The sequence below is a fragment of the Facivitalis istanbulensis genome (assembly GCF_040560405.1).
GTDB classification, from domain to species: Bacteria; Pseudomonadota; Alphaproteobacteria; order Sphingomonadales; family Sphingomonadaceae; genus Sphingomonas; species Sphingomonas istanbulensis.
Window position 1 is genome coordinate 1 of record NZ_JAVSCQ010000001.1, and the last position, 17,527, is coordinate 17,527.

A 17,527-nucleotide genomic window follows, 5' to 3' on the forward strand; every position below is an offset into this window, starting at 1 on the left:
AGGCTTGATCCACCCGACTTCGGCCGTTTGCGCGACGACAGACACCGCTCGGGGCGAAAAACGCTTGCCCAGCGAGCAAAATCAGGCGATCTTGAAGTCAAGCGGCAGGCCACTTGGGGAATGTCGGTTTAAACGCGGGCATCCATGCTCTCCCGATGACTGGAGATGCATCAATCCACCGGGGCTTTCGTTGGTTGCACCATCGCGCGCCTCGGGGCATCAGTGCGCCCGACCAAGGAGACAGGAACCCCATGAAGACCCGCGCCGCCGTCGCCTTCGAAGCGAAGAAGCCGCTCGAAATCGTCGAACTCGACCTGGAGGGCCCCCGGCCCGGCGAGGTGCTGGTCGAGATCATGGCGACCGGCATCTGCCACACCGACGCCTACACGCTCGACGGGCTGGACAGCGAGGGGCTGTTCCCCAGCGTCCTGGGCCATGAGGGTGCCGGCATCGTGCGCGAGGTCGGGGCGGGCGTGACGAGCGTGAAGCCCGGCGACCATGTCATCCCGCTCTACACCCCCGAATGCCGCCAGTGTAAGTCGTGCCTGTCGGGCAAGACCAACCTGTGCACGGCGATCCGCGCGACCCAGGGCAAGGGGTTGATGCCCGACGGCACGACCCGGTTCAGCTACAAGGGGCAGCCGATCTTCCATTATATGGGCTGCTCGACCTTCTCGAACTTCACCGTCCTCCCCGAGATCGCGGTCGCCAGGATCCGCGAGGACGCGCCCTTCCAGTCGAGCTGCTATATCGGCTGCGGCGTGACGACGGGCGTGGGCGCGGTGGTGAAGACCGCGAAGGTGACGCCGGGCTCCAACGTCATCGTCTTCGGCCTGGGCGGCATCGGCCTGAACGTCATCCAGGGCGCGCGGATGGTCGGCGCGGACATGATCGTCGGCGTCGACCTGAACGACGCCAAGGAGGAATGGGGTCGCCGTTTCGGCATGACCCATTTCGTCAACCCGTCCAAGGTCGAGGGCGACCTCGTCCAGCATCTGGTCGCGCTGACCGATGGCGGCGCGGATTATACGTTCGACTGCACCGGCAATACGCAGGTGATGCGCACCGCGTTGGAGGCCTGCCATCGCGGCTGGGGCGAATCGATCATCATCGGCGTGGCCGAGGCGGGCAAGGAAATCAGCACCCGTCCGTTCCAGCTCGTGACGGGCCGGGTCTGGAAGGGTTCGGCGTTCGGCGGCGCGAAGGGACGGACCGACGTGCCGAAGATCGTCGACTGGTATATGACCAACAAGATCGAGATCGATCCGATGATCACCCATGTCCTCGACCTGGAGGACATCAACAAGGGGTTCGACCTGATGCATGCCGGTGAAAGCATTCGCAGCGTGGTGGTGTTCTGATGTTCAGCCATGTGATGCTGGGGGCCGACGACCTCGACGCGGCCAAGCGCTTCTATGACGCCACGCTGGGCGTGCTGGGCGTTCCCGAGGGGGTGATCGATACGCTGGGCCGGCTGGTCTACAGCCATAATGGCGCGCGCTTCCTGATCTCCAGGCCGATCAATGGCGAGCCGGCGACCCATGCCAATGGCGGCACGCTGGGCTTTGCGATGGACTCGCCCGAACAGGCCGATGCCTGGCATGCGGCGGGCCTGGCGCATGGCGGCACCGCGATCGAGGCTCCGCCGGGCATCCGCAACGCGCCGGTGGGCAAGCTGTATCTGGCATATCTGCGCGACCCGGCCGGCAACAAATTGTGCGCACGACATCTGGTAGAGGCAGTGTAATGTATACCCATATCATGGTTGGATCGAACGACATCGCCCGGTCCAAGGTCTTTTACGACGCATTGTTCGCGGCACTTGGCGGCAAGCCCGGGATGCAGAAGGACGACCGCGTCCTGTATCTGCACAATCAGGCGGTGTTCATCGTCACCCGCCCGATCGACGGGCAGCCCGCCACCCATGCCAATGGCGGCACCATCGGCCTGGGCGCGGCCGATCCGGCGCAGGTTGCGGCCGCCCATGCGGCGGGCGTCGCGCATGGCGGCACGGCGATCGAAGCGCCGGTGGGCGAACGGGACACCGGGCTGGGACAGGCCTATCTCGGTTATCTGCGCGATCCCGACGGCAACAAGCTGTGCCTGGGCTGTCGCCTTCCGGCCGCATGAACGGTCCCGATTATATCCTGACGCTGGCGTGCCAGGACCGGGTCGGCATCGTCGCCGCCGTGTCTGGCGCGCTGGCGGGGATCGACGGGTTCATCCTGGACAGCCAGCAATATGCCGATCTGGAGACGGGGCGCTTCTTCCTGCGCATCGTCTTCACCGGCCAGGGCGAGGGCTTCCCGGCCTCGGTCGAGGGGGTCAGGGCGGCGCTGGCGGAACCGGCGGCGCGGTTCGGCTTCGACTGGCATGTCGCCCCCGCCGCCGAACGGCCCCGGATGCTGATCGCGGTGTCGAAGGGCTCGCACTGCCTCAACGACCTGCTTCATCGCTGGCGCACCAACGCGCTGCCGATCGAGATCGTCGGGGTCGTATCGAACCATGACTCGCTGCGCCCGCTGGTCGAATGGCACGGCCTGCCCTGGCATCACCTGCCGGTCAGCAACGCCAATCGGTCGGAGCAGGAATCGGCGATGCTGGCCCTGATGGAGCGCGGCCGCGCGGACTATCTGGTGCTGGCCCGCTACATGCAGGTCCTGGGAGAACGGCTCGTCGCCGCGCTGCCTGGGCGCTGCATCAACATCCATCACAGCTTCCTGCCCGGCTTCAAGGGCGCACAGCCCTATCACCGGGCGCACGCGCGCGGGGTGAAGCTGATCGGCGCGACCGCGCATTTCGTGACCGCCGACCTCGACGAAGGGCCGATCATCGAACAGGCGGTCGAGCGGGTGGATCATCGCGCCAGCGCCGACGACCTGATCCGCATCGGCCGCGACATCGAGGCGCAGGTGCTGGCCCGCGCGGTCGCCTGGGTGGGCGAGCGGCGCGTCTTCCTCAATGACAACCGGACGGTGGTGTTCCGATGACGATCGAGACGGTTTCGACATCCAGGGCGCATGGCGGCGTACAGGGCGTGTACGCGCATGACAGTGTCGCGACGGGCACGCGGATGACCTTCTCGGTCTTCGTGCCGGCGCATGACGAGGTGGAGGCACTGCCCGTCCTCTGGTATCTGTCCGGCCTGACCTGCACCCATGCCAATGTCACCGACAAGGGCGAGTTCCGCGGCCCGTGCGCCGAGCATCGCGTGATCTTCATCGCCCCCGACACCTCGCCGCGGGGCGAGGGCGTCGCGGATGACGATGCCTATGACATGGGCCAGGGCGCGGGCTTCTACGTCGATGCGACGCGGGCGCCCTGGGCCGCGCATTTCCAAATGCGCCGCTATATCGAGCAGGAATTGCCCGCGCTGATCGCCGAGCATTTCCCGGCGGCCGACATGGGCAAGCAGGCGATTACCGGCCATTCGATGGGCGGGCACGGCGCGCTCACCATCGGCCTGCGCAACCCGGAACGGTTCCGCAGCGTCTCGGCCTTCGCACCGATCGTCGCCCCGTCCCAGGTGCCATGGGGCGAAAAGGCGCTTGGCGGCTATCTGGGACCGGACCGTGCCGCATGGCGACAGGCGGACGCGGTCGCGCTGATCGAGGATGGCGCGCGGATACCCGATCTGCTGGTCGATCAGGGCGATGCGGATTCGTTCCTGGCCGAACAGCTCCGCCCCGAACTGCTGGCCGCCGCCTGCGCGCAGGCGGGCATCCCGCTGACGCTGCGGATGCAGCCGGGCTATGACCATAGCTATCATTTCATCTCGACCTTCATGGCCGATCATGTCGCCTGGGCGGCCGAGCGGCTCCGTCGCTGATCCACCGCACGAACCCGAGTACGAATCCCCTCCTTTGCCGGGGCGCAGGCAAAGAGCGGACCTGCCCCCGGAGCCATCACAAGGAAAGCGTCTGGCGGGCTGACGGCACCGTGTTCCATGCGGTTTCGCATGGCCCCGTGCAGGGGCGAACAAACGAAAGCGACATGACGGTGTCGAAGCGCGACTTCCACGGCCGACCGGAATCACCCGAGTCCCGAACCGACTCGATCCCCCGAATCTCAGCCGCCTGAAAGCAAAGCACCTTTCGGCCAGGACGGCATCCCAGACCAGACCCACCCTCTGTTCCTCGCGGAAACAGAGATATGCATCGTCTCATCTAAACGTCATTTGCGACATATTCATGCAGCAATCATGACATTCTCGTTTCGGTGTTGCGAAATTCTCGCATGAAGCGTCACATTTGTCGTCAAATTGTCACCCCGAACTGCGAACAGGGATCGCATCGTCGTTCAACGGGATGCCCCTTCGATGGCAACGCAGATGAGTACCGCCAGCGTCACCAAGGCTTATGATCGCTGGTCTCCTGTCTATGATCTGGTTTTCGGCCCTGTCTTCAAAAAGGGCCGCTCCGCCGCGATCGTCGCCGCCGAACGTGTCGGTGGCCGGATCATCGAGGTGGGCGTCGGCACCGGCATTTCGCTGCCCCAATATTCGCGCGACAGCCGCATCGTCGGCGTCGACCTGTCCGAGCCGATGCTGGACAAGGCGCGCGAGCGGGTGAAACGCTGCAACCTGACCCATGTCGAACAGATCGCCTATGGCGATGCCGAGGCGCTGCAATTCGCCGACAACAGCTTCGACGTGGTGGTCGCGCAATATGTCATCACCGCCGTGCCCAACCCGGAGCGCGCGCTGGACGAATTCGCCCGCATCTGCCGCCCCGGCGGCGAGATCGTCATCACCACGCGCGTCGGCGCGGGCGACGGTCTGCGCGGCACGATCGAAAAGACGCTGATGCCGATCACCAGCCGCCTGGGCTTCCGCACCGACTTTCCGTTCAGCCGCTATACCGACTGGGCCGCGACGCGCGGCGATGTGGAGCTGGTCGAAAGCCGCCCCCTGCCCCCGCTCGGTCATTTCTCGCTGGTCCGCTTCGCCAAGCGCCAGCCCCAGCCTGAATTTCAGCCCCAAGGACACGCCTGATGACTGGTTTTCGCGCGCAGCTCGCCGAACAGCGGTGGGACGATCATCGCTTCTATCACCACAGCCTGGTCAATCAGAGCCTGCACTTCGTCAGCGCCTGCACCTTCATGACCGCCTATGTGCTGTTGTTCATCGATCCCGCCGTGGCGAGCCTGCTCGCCTGGGGCGTGGCGATGACCAGCCGCCAGGCCGGGCACTTCTTCTTCGAGCCCAAGGGCTATGACCATGTGAACCAGGCGACACATGAGCATAAGGAAGAGATCAAGGTCGGCTATAATCTGGCCCGCAAATATGTGCTGATGGGTATCTGGGCCGCGATCCCGGTCGTCCTGCTGCTCCAGCCGACGCTGTTCGGCACGCTGGAAAATCCCGAAGGCTTCATGGGCTATCTGCGCCATGTCGGCATCGGCTGGCTGGGCCTGGGCATCTGTGCGATCTTCGTGCGGGTGATGCAGCTCTGGGTCCAGCGCGATCTGGAAACCGGGCTGGTCTGGGCGACCAAGATCGTCACCGACCCCTTTAACGACTTCAAGATGTACAAGAGCGCGCCCCGCCGCCTGATGCGTGGCGAGCGGATGGATGATCATGACGGCGACGATATGGATATCGAGGATCTGAAAGCGGCCTGATCGCCCGCTTGCCGGAGAAGGATGGAGCGGCGGTTCGACACGAACCGCCGCTTTTTTCATGCCCGCCGGTGATGGGGCAACCATAGGCCGGTTATGGCCGATGCGGCGATCGGCCTCTTCAAGGGGATCGGGAATCGGGCGCGTGGCGCCGGATGACAGCGCCACGCTCGCCATGACGTCGAGAGCGCTTACGCCCCCCGCCCGAGCCGGTGCGCCAGCGACTCCTTCAATATCCGCCGCCGGATCAGCTTGTTCGCCATCTTCAGGTCGCCCGGCGCGTCCGGCGAGGTCCACCACCAGCCATCGTCACGCATCTGTTGTCCCGCTGCAACGAAGCGGTCGCAAATCTCAGCGAACAGGGTGTCATCGATATCGAGGCTGAAGATCAGCCGCCCGGTCCCGACCCAGCTCAACGCCAAGCCTTCCGCCCGGAGATAATATTGCAGCATCCAGTTATAGGGCGAGGCGACCGAATAGAGGATGGTCCAGATCGTCTGGACATGTGCGACCGACAGGGGCAGCCCGGCCGCCGCCATCGCTGCGTTGAACATCGCGGCCCGCGCATTCCAGCGCTCGTCCAGCCCGTCATAAAGCGCGGCGATCTCCGGCGTGTCCAGCCGCTGGAGGAAGGCGTTCATCGCCCCCATCACCATCGGGTGCGAATTGAACGTGCCGCGCGCAAAGCAGATGTCGACCGGCCGATCCTCGCGCCAGCGCTTCATCAGATGCGCCGGCCCGCACAGTACGCCGACCGGCAATCCGCCACCCAGCGTCTTGCCATAGGTGATGAGGTCGGGCTTCACCCCGAAATATTCCGGCATTCCGCCCTTCGCGAGGCGGAAGCCCATGAACACCTCGTCAAAGATCAGGACGATGCCGTTCGCGCGGCACGTCTCGGCCAGCCGGTGCAGCCAGGCACGATAGGCCGGCATGTCGGCCCCCGCCTTGCGCCCACCATCGATCAACTGCCCGTCCGACGGCGCCGAGCCATTGGGGTGCATCGCCTGGAGCGGATTGACCAGGACGCAGGCGATGTCCTTGCGCGTCGCCAGCACCTTCAACGTCTTCTCCGACATGTCCGCCAGCGTCAGCGTGCGGTCGGCCGATACGGGGTTGCCGATGCCGGGCTGCACATCGCCCCACCAGCCATGATAGGCACCGGCGAACCGCACCAGACGCGGACGGCGGGTATGATAGCGCGCCAGCCGCACCGCCTGCATCACCGCTTCGGTGCCCGACATATGGAACGACACTTCGTCCATGCCCGACAATGCGGTGAGGCGGCGGACATTGTCGGCGACGACGGGATGGAACGAACCCAGCACCCCGCCCAGTTCGGCGACCGTCGCCGCACCCTCGGCCATGGTCTGCTTGTAGAATTCATTGCCGAACAGGTTGACGCCATAGGAGCCGGTCAGGTCGATCAGGCGATTGCCGTCCAGATCGACCAGGATCGGCCCTTCCGACCGCTGATAGAAAGCACCGGTGGCCAGCGTGGTGCGCACCTTCTCGCGGAACTGGAACGGCACGCGATACGCGCCGGTGAATTGCAGGTCGGACAGACCGGTGCGGGTTTCGCGGGTGAGCGCCAGCGTCTGCGCGAATCGCTCGGCGAACAGGCCGCCCAGCCGCTCGAACCCCGCGCGCCGCTGCGCCGCCACCGCGTCGGGCGCATCGTCGACCCGAAAGAAGCGATCCTCGCCATAGCTGTAGAACGGGATCTGCCCGGCGATGCGCTTGGCCAGGCGGACATGACCGCCCAGCCCGGGATGCTTGGCGCGCGACAGGGTCAGGCGGCGATGCCCTTTCTTCAGGGCGACGGCACCAGCGGAAACGGCCAGCAGGCCAGTGAGAATCGGGTTCATGCCGTCTTTGACCGCGTACCCATGACGGAGGCATGACAATGCGAGGGGCCATCCTGCGGTTCTTCCTCAATGAGGACATCAACTTTCTCGTCACCAACCGCCTGCCCCGGCGGTTCGCGACGCGGCTGGTCGGCCGGATCGCCCGGATCGAGCATCCGCTGATCGCGCGCCCCTGTATCGCGCTGTGGACGTTCTTTGCCGGCGTCGATCTGTCGGACGCCCGCACCACCCGGTTCAGGTCACTACGCGAGGGCTTTGTCCGGCCGTTGCGCGACGGCGCGCGGCCCTTTGACGCCGATCCCGAGGTACTGGCTTCCCCATGCGACGCGCTGGTCGGGGCGCATGGCCGGATCGAGGATGATCTGGTCTATCAGATCAAGGGGTTTCCCTATCGGCTGGGCGACCTGGTTCCCGATCCCGCGCTGGTCGAGCGGTTTCGCGACGGATCCTTCGTCACGCTGCGGCTGACGGCGGGCATGTATCACCGCTTCCACGCGCCGACCGACCTGGCGGTGGTGGGCGTGACCTATCTGTCCGGCGACTGCTGGAACGTGAACCCGATCGCGCTGAAGCGCGTCGAGCGGCTCTTCTGTCGCAACGAACGCGCGGTGATCGAGGCGCGGACCCTGGTGTCGGGCCTGCCTTTGTTGATCGTTCCGGTCGCGGCGATCCTGGTGGCGAGTATCCGGCTCCATTGCCTGGACACCGAACGGACGCTGCGCGAACGCGGGCCGGGTCGCACCGCCTGCTCCGCCCGCGTGGCGAAGGGCGAGGAAATGGGCTGGTTCGAGCATGGCTCGACCATCATCCTGTTCCTGCCCAAGGGTATGCGCCTGTCCGAAATGCTGACCGAGGGACAGGCGATCCGCGCGGGACAGGCGATCGGGCGATTGCGGTAGCGGGCCATCCCCGGCGCCCCGTGGCTGGGGAGACGGCCCGTGGGACACCCGGCCAAGCCGCCGCGCCCGGCCGTGATGTGCGTGGTGACCCCGACTGGATTCGAACCAGTGGCCCCCAGATTAGGAATCTGATGCTCTATCCTGCTGAGCTACGGGGCCACACGCGGTCCGGGTGATACAGGCACCGTTCGTTTCGGTCCAGAGTGGTTTCTGCCCGCCCCGCTCCTCAATTGGCGAGCTTGGGCGGCACCACCGGAAAGGGCAAGGGGGCGACCGGCACGCCCTCTTCGACCAGCGCCTTCGCCTCCGCCAGACTGGCCTGCCCGTGGATCTGCGCCACCGGCGCATCGCCCTCATGCATCGCCCGCGCCTTTTCCGCGAAGGCGGTGCCGACCCAGGTCGATGTCTGAAGCATCTGCGCCTGTGCGCTCGCCAAATGCTGGAGCGCGGCCTTGATCGCCTGTGGCGACGGCGCATCCGGCCTGCTGTTGGTCTTGGCCGCGATCTGCGGCGCCATCACCGCCTTTTCGATCGTGCGGTCGCCGCACAGCGGACATTCGACCTGCCCGGCGTCGCGCTGTTCACTATAGGCGGCGGAGGACGCGAACCACGCCTCGAACACATGGTCCTGCGCGCATCGCAGATCGAACACGATCATGCCCGCACCACCGCTGGCATCGCCCGGCGATGACGAATCGCGGGCAGGCGCGCGCGGACCGCCTCCACCTCGGCGGGATCGATGGTCGCCAGACCCAGCCCCGCGACCTCGCCCATGTCGAGCAGCACGTCGCCCCAGGGGCCGACGACCAGCGAATGGCCATAGGTGGCGCGCCCATCGGAATGCTCGCCGGTCTGCGCCGCGGCGACCAGATGCACCCCGGCCTCGATCGCGCGGGCCCGCAACAGGATATGCCAATGCGCCGCGCCGGTCGGCCGGGTAAAGGCGGCGGGGACCGCCAGGATCGTCGCTCCCGCCTGGGTCAGCGCGGCGAACAGCGCGGGGAAACGCAGGTCATAGCAGATGGCCAGCCCCAGCCGCCCGACCGGCGTATCGACGACCACCGGCGCCTCGCCCGGCGCATAGGATGCCGATTCGCGCCAGCTTTCGCCGCTCGGCAGGTCGACGTCGAACAGGTGCATCTTGTCATAGGTCGCGCGCACCCGCCCCGCATCGTCGATGACATAGGCGCGATTGGCCAGCCGTCCATCCGCGCGCCGGATCGCCAGCGAGCCGATATGGACCCAAAGCCGCTTGTCCGCCGCCGCCGCGCACACGCGCGCCAGCACGGGATCGTCCGCCTCGGCATGAAGATTCGCCGCCGCGCGCTGTCGATCACGGTCGATCAGCCCGGACATTTCGGGCGTGAACAGCATCGCGGCCCCCTGCGCGGCCGCATCGGCGATCGCCGTCTCCAGGGTCACGGCATTGACGGCGGGATCGACCCCCGCCGTCATCTGCAGGACCGCGATCCGGCTCATGCCGCCAGAAGCGGGTCGAGCCCTCCGCGCCTGTCCAGCGCCGCCAGATCGTCCGAACCGCCGATATGCTGTCCGTCGATAAAGACCTGCGGCACGGTGGTGCGGCCCTGCGCCCGCTCGATCATCTCGGCGCGCCGGGGACCGCCCATGGTGATGTCAAACTCCTCGGGCTCGACGCCCTTCGAGGCGAGCAGCGCCTTGGCCCGGGTGCAATAGGGGCAGAACGCCTTGGTGTAGATTTCGACCTTTGCCATGGTTGTCAGGTGTGGCGCGCGGCGGCGCTTGTCAATCATCGACCGTGTCGCCGATCACCCGCGCCCAACACAGAATGGCGACGGACGCCGCTCCGGCGGCCAGCAACGCGGCGACACAGGCCCCCGCCGTCGCCCCGGTCGTATAGACGTCGTCGACCAGCACGACGCGTCGCCCCGCCACCGCGTGCGCGTCCGCCACACGAAAGACCGACCGGACCGCCGCGCGCCGCTGCTGCGGCGACAGGCCACGCAACAGCGGCGTGGCGCGCGTCCGCTCCACCGCGTCGCGCGCCATCGGCACCCCCGTGCGTCGCGAGAGTGCCGCCGCGATCAGCACCGACTGGTTGAAGCCGCGCCGCCACAGCCGCCAGCGGTGCAGCGGCACCGGCACCAGCAGTTCCGCATCGGGGGGCATCCGCCGTGCCATGAGGCCCGCCATGGTGTCCGCCACACCGATTCGGCCGCCATGTTTCAGCCGGATCGGCAGTTCGCGCGCGATCGGCCCATAGGCGACCACCGCATGGATACCCGCATGGCACGGCGGCTGCGCGAGACACGCGCCGCACACCAGCCCGGCCCGAGGCTGTGGCACGCCGCAAGCGGAACAGCCGCTCGCATCATCCAGGAAGCGCAGGCTGTTCCAGCAGGCGGCGCAGAAGCGATGATCCGCCTCCACCGGCACGCCGCATCCCGGACATCGCGGCGGCAGCGCCCAGGCGACCGCGCCGTGCAGAACGGCACGCGCCATAGCCCATGATCTCGCCCCCGTCCGTCGGTCCATGCGCACCGCCCCCTCACCCGGCTTGTCCCCGATCGCCGCAGGGCGCACAAGCGCCGGCATGACCATGCCCGCCATCTTCGACCGCGAGGCGCGCCGCCGCCGCCGTGACCGTGCCCAGCCCGATTATGCCGAGCATGACTTTCTGCGCGCGGCGATGCTCGACGGCCTGAACGAACGGCTGGCGGCCGTCACCCGGCCGTTTCGCCATGTGCTGGACCTTGGCTGTTTCGACGGCAGCTTCCCCGCACCGCCGGGCGCGAAAATCGCCCGGCTCGATCCCGGATTCGCCTTTGCCCGGGCGGCGGGCAGCGTCCAGGGGGACGAGGACCGCCTGCCCTTTGCCGATCGCAGCTTCGACCTGGTGGTCAGCGCCGGCGTGCTGGACCAGATTGACGACCTGCCGGGGGCGCTGGCGCTGATCCGCCGGGTGCTGCGGCCCGACGGCATGTTCCTGGGCGCGTTCGTCGGCGGCGGATCGCTGCCCCGGCTACGCGCCAGCCTGCGACAGGCGGAGGCCGAGCGGCCGGCGGCGCGGCTGCACCCCCAGGTCGATGTGCGGTCGGCGGGCGATCTGCTGATGCGCGCAGGCTTCACGCTGCCGGTGGCGGACACCGAGACGCTGGACGTGCGCTATCGCGACTTCGGCCGCCTGGTCGGCGATCTGCGCGGCATGGCGGCCAGCAACATGCTCGCCGAGCGACGGCCGATCGGGCGCACGACATTGGGCGCCGCGGCGGCGGCCTTTGCCGGGATGGCCGATCCTGACGGGCGCACGACGGAGCAGTTCAATCTGGTCTTCCTGACCGGATGGGCCCCCGATCCGTCGCAGCCCGCCCCCGCCAGGCGGGGCAGCGCCACCGCCTCGCTGGCCGATGCGCTGCGTCCCAGGCCCACCGACTGACGCCCGTGGCGTAGCGCGGCGTGGATCGATCAGGTGAGGAGCGAGCCGCCACGATCGCCCGCCAGGATACGGCCCATCGTCTCGAACAACTGATCCATCGCGACCGGCTTGAGGATCACGTCATCGGCCCCCGCCGACAGGCAACGGTCGCGCAGATCGCCCCCGCTATCGGCGGTGACGACGATGATGGGCAATTGCGCCTTGGCATCCGGCCGCGCGCGGATGTGGCGGATCGCGGTGATCCCGTCCATGCCGGGCATCCGCAGATCGATCAGGATCATGTGATAGTCGTCGCGATCGATCATCTCCAGACCGGCTTCCGCGCTTTCGGCCTCGGCCATCTGCGCCCCTGCCACATCGAGCATATCGCGCACGACCCGACGGTTCATGCGGTCATCCTCGATGAAAAGGACGTTCATGACGGCCTTGCCCAGACGATGCGGGCCCAAACAGGTCGGCGCGGGATCATGACGACGGCTGTAGCGATCATGCCGCCTGCGTTACAAGCGGCGCGGCGGCGTTTTGCGGCATGGTGTCGAACATAGTTTCAACTACTTCGGCTGCCGCAACGGGCTTGGCAATAACCTGGATCGCATCCATCGCCGAAACATCGCTTTCGCCCAGCGGTTCCGCCTTCGGCCAAAGGAGTGAAACGGGCTCCGATCCGGGCCGCGCGGCGAGGATCGCGGTCAGCGACGGGCCGATCCCATCCTCGCGGATCGCACTGTCGTCGATCAGCACATGCGCGATCCCGCCCGCCTTCAGCATCGCGACCGTCTCGGCCACCGATCCCGCGAAGAGCGGCGCGGCACGGTTCGCGCACAGGCTGGTCCACATCGCGCGGCGGATCGGATTGCGGTCGACGATCAGCAATCGGGGCAAGGGCGGGGCCGGTACCGCGACGATCTCCTCCAGCGGCAGCGTCAGGGTGAAGCGGGTGCCATGCCCCACCTCGCTCTCCACCGTGACATCGCCGCCCATCGCGCGGGCCAGCTTGCGACAAATGGCCAGGCCCAGCCCGGTCCCCCCGAACTGGCGCGTGGTGCCGGCATCCGCCTGGCGAAACGCCTCGAAAATCTCGTCCCGCTTTTCGGGCGGGATGCCGATCCCGGTATCGCTGACGGTGATCCGCACGCCATCCTCCTGCCGCACCGCCACCAGCGTGACGCCCCCCAATTCGGTGAATTTGAGCGCGTTGGACAACAGGTTGAAGAGGATCTGGCGGATGCGTCCGGCATCGCCCGTCACCATGGCGGGGCAATTGGCCAGATCGACGGCAAAGCCCACGCCCTTGGCCACCGCCTGATCCTGCCACAGGCGCGATCCCTCGCGGATCGTCGCGGCCAGATCGAACGGCACCTGTTCCAGGGTCAACCCACCATGCTCGATCTTGGCCATGTCGAGCAGATCGTCGACCAGCGCGCGCATGGTCAGACCGGCCGCGTTCATCACCTCCACCCGCTCGCGCTGCGGCGCGGACAGCGCGGTGTCGGTCAGCATCACCTGGGTCATCCCCAATATACCGTTCAGGGGGGTGCGGATCTCATGGCTGGTGGTCGCCAGAAACTCGGTCCGGGCCTCGAGCGCCTTTTGCAGCTGCCGGTTGCTGATCGCCAGGTCGCCATGCGCCGCACGAATGCGGTTGCGGCTGCGGCCCAGCGTCACCAGCCAGATGGTCAGCAAAGCCAGCACGACGATGATGGCGAAGACCGATCCGATCAGGATCAGTCGCTGCATGCGCAGTTGCCGCCGCTCAAACGCGATGCCGCGTTGCAGTTCCGCCGCCTGCATCCGGGCGATGCGCAGTTCCTGATTGGCGAAATCGAACCGCGCGCCCATCAGCGCCAGGCCGGTGGTGGTCGCCAGCCGGGTGGTTTCGTCATCGATCCGCTTCAACGCCTGCAAATGCCGCAGCGCGTCCGCCGTCCGGCCGACGGCGCGATAGATGTCATAGGCCGTTTGATGCTCGTCGCGCTGCCCCACGATGGTCTGCGACAGGTCGCGACCGCGAAACGTCTGGTCGATCAGCCGCGTCGCATCGGCCATCCGCCCGCGTTGAAGGGCCGCCTGCGCCGCGATGCTGTGCAGCGCGCGCCGATCGTCATCGTCGGCGGCCGGATTCGCGGTCTGCGCCGCCTCGATCGCGGCCTCGGCGGCGCCGATCCGGTTCAGGCGCAGGTCCGCGCGCGCGATGTTGCGCCAGACCAGCGCCTGAAGCCCCGCGCTGCGCATCTTCTCGGCCAGCTTGCGCGCATCGTGCAACTGCGCCAGCGCATCGCCGGTGCGCGACAACTCGCCCAGCGTCAACGACCGGTTGTTCAGGATGGCGAGGCGCAGCGCGTCGTCGCCGCGATAAGTGGTGCGCGCCTGTTCGAGATAGCGCAGCGCCGAACCATAATCCTTGGCATTGTTGTAGAGGTCGGCGATCTGGACCAGCGCACGCGCCTGCCCGCGCGGATCGTTCAACGCTTGGAACACGCGATAGGCGGATTGATAGGATCGTAGCGCGGCAGCGATATCCCCCCGCCCGGCGTCCAGCCCCCCCTTCGACAGCAGGACATTGCCATAAAGCGCCGACCGGGGCTCCAGCCGGGCCGCCGTGTTCAGGGCGCTGGAAATCGCGGCATAGGCATCCGCCTGCCGCCCCATGCGGATCCCCGCCTCGCCGGTCAGCCAGTCGGCGGTGGCAAGGGCGATGGCCCGTTGTTTCGCCGGGGCGATGTGTGCCGCCGCGCGACGGGCATGGTCGGCATGGCCGATCGCCCCTGCCGGATCGCGCAGCATGTCCGCCTTTGCCGCCACCTCCCGATCGAAGGGCGTGTCCGTCTCTGCTCGCGCGCCTCGCGCCGCGATCAGCAGCGCGACCGCGACCAGTGCGATCCTAACCGCGCGCATGGACCGACAAATGGCCGAACGGCATCGTCCGGGCCTGCGCCACCACCGGGCGATGCGCCTGTTCGTCCAGGAAGCGGCGCAACGCCTCCCACCCGATCGGGCGGCTGATGAGATAGCCCTGCACCATGTCGCATCCCATCACGCTGAGCAGCGCCAGCGTCGCGGGGCTCTCCACCCCCTCGGCGACCACCTCCATCTCCAGCGCATGGGCCAGATCGATGGTCGAGCGCACGATCAGGGGATCGCGGTGCGAACTGGTCAACTGGGTGATGAACAGCTTGTCGATCTTCAATTCACAGGCTGGCAGTTGCTTGAGGTACGAAAGCGAGGACAGGCCCGCGCCATAATCGTCGATCGAGACGGCGATACCGATATCGACGAAGGTCTGAAGATTGGTGATCGCGGTATCGGGATCGCGGATGACCGAGGTTTCGGTGATCTCGAACCCGATCTGCGCACCGCTCTCGGTCACCAGCGCGCATGCCTCGCGCACGAAATCGCGGTCGGCCAGCAACATGCCCGAGATGTTGATGAAGATGCGCAGCGCATGGCCCGCCTCGACCAGACGCCGCTGGTCGGCGATCACCCGCCGCAGAATCCATAAGGTGAGCGGCGCGATGATCCGCGAATCCTCCGCCACCGCGATGAACTCGACCGGCGAGATCAGGCCATGAATCGGATGACGCCAGCGCAGCAGCGCCTCGATGCTCGCCACGCGTTGCTGGCGCACATGCACCTTGGGCTGATACTCGACGAACAGACCATCCTGTTCGACCGCCAGCGTCAGGTCGCGCGCGAGCACGCGCTTGTCGAACCGCTCGATCCGGTCGGCCATGTCACGCACGACCGCGCGGCCTTCGCGCTGCGCATCGGCCAGCGCGTGCTCGGCCTCTTCGAGCAGGCGCACCTCATCGTCATGCGACAGCGCCGCGCTGGCCGCGCCCAGGACCGGCTCGATCCGGCACGAATGGTCCTCCACCGCATAGGGCCCGGCCAGCACCGCGCCCAGTTCGGCCAATAACGGCTCCAGCGCCTCACGCACCGGCGCATGCAGCAGGATTTCGATCTCGGCCGCGCCGGTCGGCCGGACGACCGCGTCGCTCAACCGCGCCGCCGCGCGCTCGGCGAACAGGTCGACCAGCCGCGCCGCCGCATCACGCCCCAACCGCCGCCGCAGCAGCGTGAAATTGCCGATCGCCGCCAATATCAGAAATTGCCAGCGCACCGTCCCCGCCCCGTCAAGATCGGTTTCGGATGCGTCCCCGGCCTTGGGGTCGGTGGCGATTCTGGAGATGCGGTCGTTCACGGGCGTCAGCATAAAGCCATGCCCTTGAAGAAGGCGTTAACCGCGTTCGCGCCGTTGCGACCGACCGGGCGCGACCGGCTCCCGGGCCCCGTTGCGAAATGGTTAATTTCGGATTAACCAAAAAATTGCGTCCAAAAGGGCGCATTCGAGGGAGAATACCCATGCTGAAGTTCGTTCTTGCGCTGATCTACGGTGAGTCGATCCGCCCCTGGTAAATCCAGGTTAAGCTCGGGGGTCGGTCGAAGGGCGTTGCCGGCCGGTCGGCCCACGGGTTTCTTCCTATCCTGCGTTAGGTTTACGCCGTTTCGGGTCCGCTATCGGACCAGGTCTTCCGCCAGTCGGACCATGAACGCCGCACCGCGTTCCATCTGGGCGACCTCGATATATTCATCGGGCTGATGCGCCTGCGCGATCGAGCCCGGACCGCAGATGATGGTCGAGAAGCCCGCGCCCTGAAACTGACCCGCTTCGGCGGCATAGGGCACCGCGCGCGCCGGCCCGTTATCCCCTGCCCAGCCACGCGCCAGTCTTTCCGCCACGCCGTCCGCCTCGGGCGCGAAGCTCGGCGTGCGCGACCGGCGCTCGACCCGCACGCCGGCATCCGGGAAGCGCGCGCGGATCGCGGCATCCGCTTCCGCGCAGGTGGCGAAGAAGGGCGCGAGCAAGGCCTCGGGCTCCTGTCCCGGCAGCGTCCGCACATCGAAGACGAAGCGGCATTCGCGTGCCAGGATGTTGACCGCCGTGCCGCCATGGACCTGCCCGATGGTCAGCGTGGCATGATCGGGGCAGAAGGGGCCGTGCGGATCACCTTCCCCCGCCAGCCGGTCGGCCAGGTCGGCGAGCGCCTGCATCAGCCGTATCGCGACCATATTGGCGGACAGGCCCTTATGCGTCAGGCTGCTATGCGCCTCATGCCCCGTGACGGTGACGGTCCAGGTGGCGATGCCCTTATGCCCGCCGACCACCGTCATGTCGGTCGGCTCGCCCACCACGACGGCCAGCGGCGGGGGAACGTGCCGTGCGATCTCGGCGATCATCGACGGGGCGCCCAGGCATCCGACCTCCTCGTCATAGGAAAAGGCCAGATGGATCGGCCGCCCCGCGCCCCGCTCGGCGATCGGCGGGACCATGGCCAGCGACAGCGCCAGAAAGCCTTTCATGTCACAGCTGCCGCGCCCGTACAGCCGGTCGCCGCGCCGCGTCAGCCGCCACGGATCGCTGGTCCAGGGCTGGCCATCGACGGGGACGACATCGCTATGCCCCGACAGCACCACGCCCCCCGCCACGGCGGGCCCGATCGTGGCATAGAGATTGGCCTTCGTCCCATCGGCATTGGCGACCCGTCGCCCGGTCACGCCGACCGCCGCCAGCCGCTGCTCGACATAGCCGATCAACGCCAGGTTGGAATCGCGCGAGGTGGTGTCGAAGGCGACCAGATCCGCCAGGATCGCGGTCGCATCGGCGGCAAGGCGTTCGGGGGTCATGCCGTATCCTGCCTCATATGACAGTTCGGCGAAACCCCGGT

18 protein-coding genes and 1 tRNA gene are annotated in these 17,527 nt (G+C 67.2%); 9 read left to right on the forward strand and 10 right to left on the reverse strand.

What is annotated here, in order from left to right:
• The first annotated feature begins 251 nt into the window (after positions 1–251).
• The 7 genes from RN629_RS00005 (at position 252) to RN629_RS00035 (ending at position 5,622) form a co-directional block, all read left to right on the forward strand.
• The gene (locus RN629_RS00005; protein ID WP_407033227.1) at positions 252–1,361 is read left to right on the forward strand and encodes an S-(hydroxymethyl)glutathione dehydrogenase/class III alcohol dehydrogenase; all 1,110 of its coding nucleotides are present in this window, start codon (positions 252–254) and stop codon (positions 1,359–1,361) included.
• Complete coding sequence (locus RN629_RS00010) at positions 1,361–1,747, forward strand: VOC family protein (protein WP_407033228.1); 387 nt, start codon at positions 1,361–1,363, stop codon at positions 1,745–1,747. Before RN629_RS00005 ends, RN629_RS00010 begins: the two co-directional genes overlap by 1 nt.
• Positions 1,747–2,130: a VOC family protein gene (locus tag RN629_RS00015; RefSeq protein ID WP_407033229.1), complete on the forward strand. Its 384-nt coding sequence runs from the start codon at positions 1,747–1,749 to the stop codon at positions 2,128–2,130. The genes RN629_RS00010 and RN629_RS00015 overlap by 1 nt, the downstream gene beginning before the upstream one ends.
• Entirely contained in the window at positions 2,127–2,990 is an 864-nt protein-coding gene (gene purU / locus RN629_RS00020; protein WP_407033230.1) for a formyltetrahydrofolate deformylase, read from the forward strand. The genes RN629_RS00015 and purU overlap by 4 nt, the downstream gene beginning before the upstream one ends.
• Positions 2,987–3,829, forward strand: a complete 843-nt coding sequence (fghA, locus tag RN629_RS00025) for an S-formylglutathione hydrolase (protein ID WP_407033231.1) — start codon at positions 2,987–2,989, stop codon at positions 3,827–3,829. Before purU ends, fghA begins: the two co-directional genes overlap by 4 nt.
• A gap of 501 nt (positions 3,830–4,330) precedes the next feature.
• Positions 4,331–4,993 (forward strand): class I SAM-dependent methyltransferase, encoded by a 663-nt coding sequence (locus RN629_RS00030; RefSeq protein ID WP_407033232.1) that lies wholly within the window; start codon positions 4,331–4,333, stop codon positions 4,991–4,993.
• Positions 4,993–5,622 (forward strand): hypothetical protein, encoded by a 630-nt coding sequence (locus RN629_RS00035; RefSeq protein WP_407033233.1) that lies wholly within the window; start codon positions 4,993–4,995, stop codon positions 5,620–5,622. Before RN629_RS00030 ends, RN629_RS00035 begins: the two co-directional genes overlap by 1 nt.
• A gap of 188 nt (positions 5,623–5,810) precedes the next feature.
• Here RN629_RS00035 and RN629_RS00040 read toward each other — a convergent pair whose 3' ends face one another.
• Positions 5,811–7,487 carry an aminotransferase class III-fold pyridoxal phosphate-dependent enzyme gene (locus RN629_RS00040; RefSeq protein ID WP_407033234.1) on the reverse strand — a complete coding sequence of 559 codons (1,677 nt, stop codon included), beginning with the start codon at positions 7,485–7,487 and terminating at the stop codon, positions 5,811–5,813.
• A gap of 32 nt (positions 7,488–7,519) precedes the next feature.
• Here RN629_RS00040 and asd point away from each other — a divergent pair, with 32 nt between their 5' ends.
• Positions 7,520–8,386 carry an archaetidylserine decarboxylase gene (gene asd / locus RN629_RS00045; protein WP_407033235.1) on the forward strand — a complete coding sequence of 289 codons (867 nt, stop codon included), beginning with the start codon at positions 7,520–7,522 and terminating at the stop codon, positions 8,384–8,386.
• A gap of 82 nt (positions 8,387–8,468) precedes the next feature.
• Here asd and RN629_RS00050 read toward each other — a convergent pair.
• From RN629_RS00050 to RN629_RS00070, 5 genes are all read right to left on the reverse strand, one after another.
• Positions 8,469–8,545 (reverse strand) — tRNA-Arg (locus tag RN629_RS00050).
• Between the two features lie 67 nt (positions 8,546–8,612).
• Complete coding sequence (locus RN629_RS00055; protein WP_407033236.1) at positions 8,613–9,044, reverse strand: DUF1178 family protein; 432 nt, start codon at positions 9,042–9,044, stop codon at positions 8,613–8,615.
• The gene (locus RN629_RS00060; protein WP_407033237.1) at positions 9,041–9,865 is read right to left on the reverse strand and encodes a carbon-nitrogen hydrolase family protein; all 825 of its coding nucleotides are present in this window, start codon (positions 9,863–9,865) and stop codon (positions 9,041–9,043) included. The genes RN629_RS00055 and RN629_RS00060 overlap by 4 nt, the downstream gene beginning before the upstream one ends.
• Positions 9,862–10,119, reverse strand: a complete 258-nt coding sequence (gene grxC / locus RN629_RS00065) for a glutaredoxin 3 (protein ID WP_407033238.1) — start codon at positions 10,117–10,119, stop codon at positions 9,862–9,864. Before grxC ends, RN629_RS00060 begins: the two co-directional genes overlap by 4 nt.
• A 31-nt stretch (positions 10,120–10,150) precedes the next feature.
• Positions 10,151–10,867 carry a ComF family protein gene (locus RN629_RS00070; RefSeq protein ID WP_407033239.1) on the reverse strand — a complete coding sequence of 239 codons (717 nt, stop codon included), beginning with the start codon at positions 10,865–10,867 and terminating at the stop codon, positions 10,151–10,153.
• 91 nt (positions 10,868–10,958) lie between these two features.
• On the opposite strand from RN629_RS00070, the gene RN629_RS00075 reads away from it, so the two are divergent.
• On the forward strand, positions 10,959–11,801 hold the full coding sequence (locus RN629_RS00075; RefSeq protein ID WP_407033240.1) for a class I SAM-dependent methyltransferase: 843 nt from the start codon (positions 10,959–10,961) through the stop codon (positions 11,799–11,801).
• A gap of 29 nt (positions 11,802–11,830) precedes the next feature.
• Here the strand turns inward: RN629_RS00075 and RN629_RS00080 are convergent, their stop codons facing one another.
• The 4 genes from RN629_RS00080 to argE all read right to left on the reverse strand — a co-directional run bounded on the left by RN629_RS00080 (position 11,831) and on the right by argE (position 17,486).
• Entirely contained in the window at positions 11,831–12,220 is a 390-nt protein-coding gene (locus tag RN629_RS00080) for a response regulator (RefSeq protein ID WP_407033241.1), read from the reverse strand.
• A 67-nt stretch (positions 12,221–12,287) separates the two neighbouring features.
• Complete coding sequence (locus tag RN629_RS00085) at positions 12,288–14,696, reverse strand: ATP-binding protein (RefSeq protein ID WP_407033242.1); 2,409 nt, start codon at positions 14,694–14,696, stop codon at positions 12,288–12,290.
• Positions 14,683–16,014 carry an EAL domain-containing protein gene (locus RN629_RS00090; RefSeq protein ID WP_407033243.1) on the reverse strand — a complete coding sequence of 444 codons (1,332 nt, stop codon included), beginning with the start codon at positions 16,012–16,014 and terminating at the stop codon, positions 14,683–14,685. The genes RN629_RS00085 and RN629_RS00090 overlap by 14 nt, the downstream gene beginning before the upstream one ends.
• Positions 16,015–16,316: 302 nt before the next feature.
• The gene (gene argE / locus RN629_RS00095; protein WP_407033244.1) at positions 16,317–17,486 is read right to left on the reverse strand and encodes an acetylornithine deacetylase; all 1,170 of its coding nucleotides are present in this window, start codon (positions 17,484–17,486) and stop codon (positions 16,317–16,319) included.
• Positions 17,487–17,527: the final 41 nt, after the last annotated feature.